This is a genomic window from Gordonia effusa NBRC 100432, from assembly GCF_000241305.1.
Taxonomy (GTDB): domain Bacteria; phylum Actinomycetota; class Actinomycetes; order Mycobacteriales; family Mycobacteriaceae; genus Gordonia; species Gordonia effusa.
This window is the reverse complement of record NZ_BAEH01000116.1, coordinates 1-4,019: the sequence shown is the minus strand read 5'-3', so window position 1 is coordinate 4,019 and position 4,019 is coordinate 1. Positions and strand designations below refer to the sequence as shown.

Below are 4,019 nucleotides of genomic sequence, written 5' to 3'. Positions count from 1 at the left end.
GAATGGCGTCGACGCTGCCGAACTACTTGTCACACAAAGTCTCACCGATGCGCAAAACACCGTGCACGCTTGGTAGCCACACCATCGAGGACACCTTCTCCATACAACCGAGGGATTTACCGCAATGCCACTAGCCGCCGCCGTTGGACGCACAAACGTCGCCATGTTGGGTATCGGTGCCTACCGGCCCCGTCGGCTGGTTTCTAACGACGAAGTCTGCGAAGTCCTCGACTCGACCGACGAGTGGATCTTCGAACGCAGCGGAATCCGCAATCGCAGATGGATCAGCGGTGACGAATCCGCCCGGACGATGGCCGTCGCGGCGGCCGAGCGTGCGATCGCCAACTCGGGAATCGCCAGAGAACAGATCGGTGCGCTGATCCTCGCGACGGGAAGCTGGAAGACGAAGATCCCGCACGGAGCCCCGGTTGTCGCCTACGACCTGGGCATCAACGGAATCCCCGCTTACGACATCGCCGCTGGCTGCGGCGGATTTGGCTACGGGCTGGGCATCGCGGCCGACACGGTCCGATCCGGCAGTGCGGAGTATGTGCTGCTGATCGGCGTGGAAACCATGTCGGTCGTCATGGATCCGACCGATCGCAATACCGCTTTCATCTTCGGCGACGGCGCCGGTGCGGTAATCGTCGGGCCGAGTGAGGTCAACGGCATTTCGCCCACCGTCTGGGGTTCCGACGGTGAGAATTCCGAAGCTATCTCGCAGAATTACGACATTCCCGAATACATGGATCGGGCCGAGGAATACCAAAGCCGCGACGCCGCAACCGATCCCGTCGGCCGAATGGTCGTGAATATGGAGGGACCACGCGTATTCCGTTGGGCGGCAATAACATTACCCAAGGCGCTTGGTGATGTGATCGAGCGTTCCGGAATCGACAAGTCGGAGATCGAAGTCTTCATCCCGCATCAGGCCAACGCGCGGATCAATGAGCTGATGGCGAAGAATCTCGGTCTCGCCGACGACATTCCGGTCGCGAACGACATTGAGAACACCGGCAACACCTCCGCCGCCTCGATTCCGCTGGCGATGGAAGAGATGCTGGTGACCGGCAAGGCCACCGGCGGCCAAACCGCACTGCTACTCGGTTTCGGTGCTGGGTTGAGCTACGCCGGCGCCGTGGTGACGCTTCCGCCCGCACCCGCGGATAGCAGCTTCGACTAGGCACGCCTGGAACTGTCCCCGTGGCGCCCGCAGGCGCTATATCGCCGCCTGCTCCCGCCACGGGGACAGTTCCAGCAGAGATGCGCCTACGCGTTCTCCTTGCGGAAGACATTTGTCCCCCACCAGGTTCCGAGCGCGGCCAAGACCACCGACGCCAGCAGACCCCACGCCACGGTGGCGGTCCACACGTCGCCGCCGAAGGCCGAACGTGCCGCGTCGACAACCCAGCGGAACGGCATGAAGTCACTGACCCGCTTGAGCCAATCTGGCCCGAGAGTCATCGGCAGCAAAATCCCCGACAACAGCAACACGGGCATCATCACCATATTGATCAGTGGCGCCATGACATCTTCACTCTTCGTAGTGAGTGCGAGCGCGTTCGACGCCGCGGCGCAGGCCCCGCCAATCAGCAAGGTGATCACGATGCCAACCACTATCCCGACGAATGAGCCGCGCATCCCCATCAGCAGACCGAGCAACACCAAGATGACCGCCTGGACCAGCAGCTGAAGTTCGTCGCGCATCAGGCGACCCATCAATAGCGCGGTCCGGCTCGCCGGGGTCACCCGCTCGGCCTCGATGACGCCTTCACGCCACTCCCCAATCAAGCCGAATCCCGCGAAGAAGGCACCAAAGATGCCCAGCTGCACCAACAAACCCGGCACCAGGAAGGTATAGGCGTTGTCGGCGCCGCCGGGGAATTGCGCCACGAGTGGTTTGAGCAGCGGACCGAATAGCACCAAATACAGCACCGGTTGCATGATCCCGATCAGCACCCACGCGGGATTACGCAGATTCATCCGGATCTGCCGGCGAAACACGATGGTCGATTCGCGTACGAATGTCATTGCGAGACACCTTCTTTCGTCAAACTCGGAGCAGTCTCCGATTCGCTGGATTGCTCGGCTTCGGCGTCGCGTAACGACCGCCCGGTGAGGGTCAGGAAAACGTCGTCGAGGGTCGGCTTGACGATTTCGATGGAATCCAGTGCGACACCGTCGGATTCGAGTGCTCGCAGCAGTCCGGGAACTTCCCGGCCGGCCCGGCGAACCCTGCCACGCACATGGCGCGCGTCGGTCTCGACGTCGCTGGCAATCACCCCCAGCCGCTTCGACGCGACTTCGACATGTTCGCCGGCCGCCACTTCGAGGCTGACCAGATCTCCGGAGACCTGCGCCTTGAGATTTTCGGCGGTGTCGGCGGCGACGATCGTTCCGTTGTCGATGATGATGATCCGGTCGCTCAGCGCATCGGCCTCGTCCAGGTAATGCGTAGTGAGAAACACCGTGGCACCACGTTCGGTGCGCAATTTGGCGATGTGATCCCACAGATTGGCCCGCGCCTGCGGGTCGAGACCGGTGGTCGGCTCATCGAGGAAGACCAGCGTCGGGTCGTGGATCAATCCCATGACGATGTCGAGACGGCGTTTCTGTCCGCCCGACATATTCTTCGGCATCCGCTCCCACAGCCCGTCGAGCTGCAATTGCCCGAATAGTTCGTGTCCGCGCTTCACAGCGTCGCGGCGCGACATGCCATAGAGCATTCCGTGGTCGACGACCTCGTCGCCGGCCTGAGCCTGACTAAATGTACCGCCGGCCTGCGACACGTACCCGATACTGCGGCGTACCTGAACCGAGTCCTGCACGACGTCGTAACCATTGACCGTCGCCGTGCCGGCCGTCGGTCGTAGCAACGTCGTCAGCATGCGCAGCGTCGTGGTTTTTCCCGCACCGTTCGGCCCGAGAAAACCTACAACCTCGCCTTCGGCGACGTGAAGGTCGACGCCATCGACCGCGCGTACCTCCCGCTTTTGCTTACCTCTGCCGGTATAGAACGTCTGCACGAGACCTCGTGCGTGAATCATGTCCATTGAATTTGCCTGTCTCCCTTGGTCCGCGACCCACCATGCCGCAGATTCCGGTCAGATTCCGTCCGGAGTTGTCACTTCACTCAGTATTCAAATTTGAATAGTTTGCGGGTCGAGTTTGCCCGGTTCGCAGACAAGTGTCAACTCATTTCACCCATCCGACGCCGCAGGTCCGGCCCTCCAGCCGGACACAAGGACAGACCAACCCGACGCACCGAATTCATCGGTCGAGCAGGCGCCGATACCGTTCTCTGTCCCGGGACATTTGGTGCCCGGGATCGTCGGCGGGCGGTGCCCAATTAACTGCGTCGTCGATGTGGAACAACTCGAGCGTGCCATCGCGAAAATCCGCGATCACCGACTCCAACCACTCCAATTCGGCGACCGCCGCGATCTGCCACAACTGCTGACCGCGCAACGCGTGTGGTGGCGCATATGGATACGCGGCTGGATCACTAAAATCCGGAAACGACGCAATGGTCGCCGCCAGCGCTTCCCGACGTTGCACAAGCATTTTCTCGCCGCGCTCCCGTCCGAGTAACGGCAGCATGCCAAACGCCGCGTTGAAATGACGCCGATCGAACATGTCGACGGTGGCCAGCGCCGACATAAGCAACTCGTCGAGTCGTTCACGGCCAGTCGGCGTCAATTCGTATACCGCGACGTCGCGGCCACGATCAGAAAGCATGTGCCGCAACAACATTCCCTTATCGGTCAACGCGCTCAGGCCGTGATAAATCGACCCCGGCTTGATATTGGCCCACTCGTCGACTCGCCACGACATCAACTCCCGACGGATCTGGTAACCGTTCACCGGCTCGAACAATCCGACCGCACCGAGCAACAGCATGTGAGTTGTCGAGACGGCCATAGCTGCCAAGCCTAGGCGCGGTTGTCGGCCAACTGCGACAACAAACCTCCGCCGAGCGTTAATCTCATCGGATGGACGGGACGCATATGTCTGAAAAG

General features: G+C 61.3%; 4 protein-coding genes. 1 reads left to right on the top strand and 3 read right to left on the bottom strand.

Features of this window, described 5'->3' with window-relative positions; translation table 11 throughout:
- The first annotated feature begins 124 nt into the window (after positions 1–124).
- Positions 125–1,183 (top strand): beta-ketoacyl-ACP synthase 3, encoded by a 1,059-nt coding sequence (locus GOEFS_RS20280; RefSeq protein ID WP_007319829.1) that lies wholly within the window; start codon positions 125–127, stop codon positions 1,181–1,183.
- An 86-nt stretch (positions 1,184–1,269) separates the two neighbouring features.
- Here the strand turns inward: GOEFS_RS20280 and GOEFS_RS20275 are convergent, their stop codons facing one another.
- From GOEFS_RS20275 to GOEFS_RS20265, 3 genes are all read right to left on the bottom strand, one after another.
- Positions 1,270–2,031: an ABC transporter permease gene (locus GOEFS_RS20275; protein ID WP_007319828.1), complete on the bottom strand. Its 762-nt coding sequence runs from the start codon at positions 2,029–2,031 to the stop codon at positions 1,270–1,272.
- Positions 2,028–3,047: a daunorubicin resistance protein DrrA family ABC transporter ATP-binding protein gene (locus tag GOEFS_RS20270; protein WP_040525762.1), complete on the bottom strand. Its 1,020-nt coding sequence runs from the start codon at positions 3,045–3,047 to the stop codon at positions 2,028–2,030. Before GOEFS_RS20270 ends, GOEFS_RS20275 begins: the two co-directional genes overlap by 4 nt.
- A 223-nt stretch (positions 3,048–3,270) precedes the next feature.
- Positions 3,271–3,921 (bottom strand): PadR family transcriptional regulator, encoded by a 651-nt coding sequence (locus GOEFS_RS20265; protein ID WP_007319826.1) that lies wholly within the window; start codon positions 3,919–3,921, stop codon positions 3,271–3,273.
- Between the last annotated feature and the right edge of the window lie 98 nt (positions 3,922–4,019).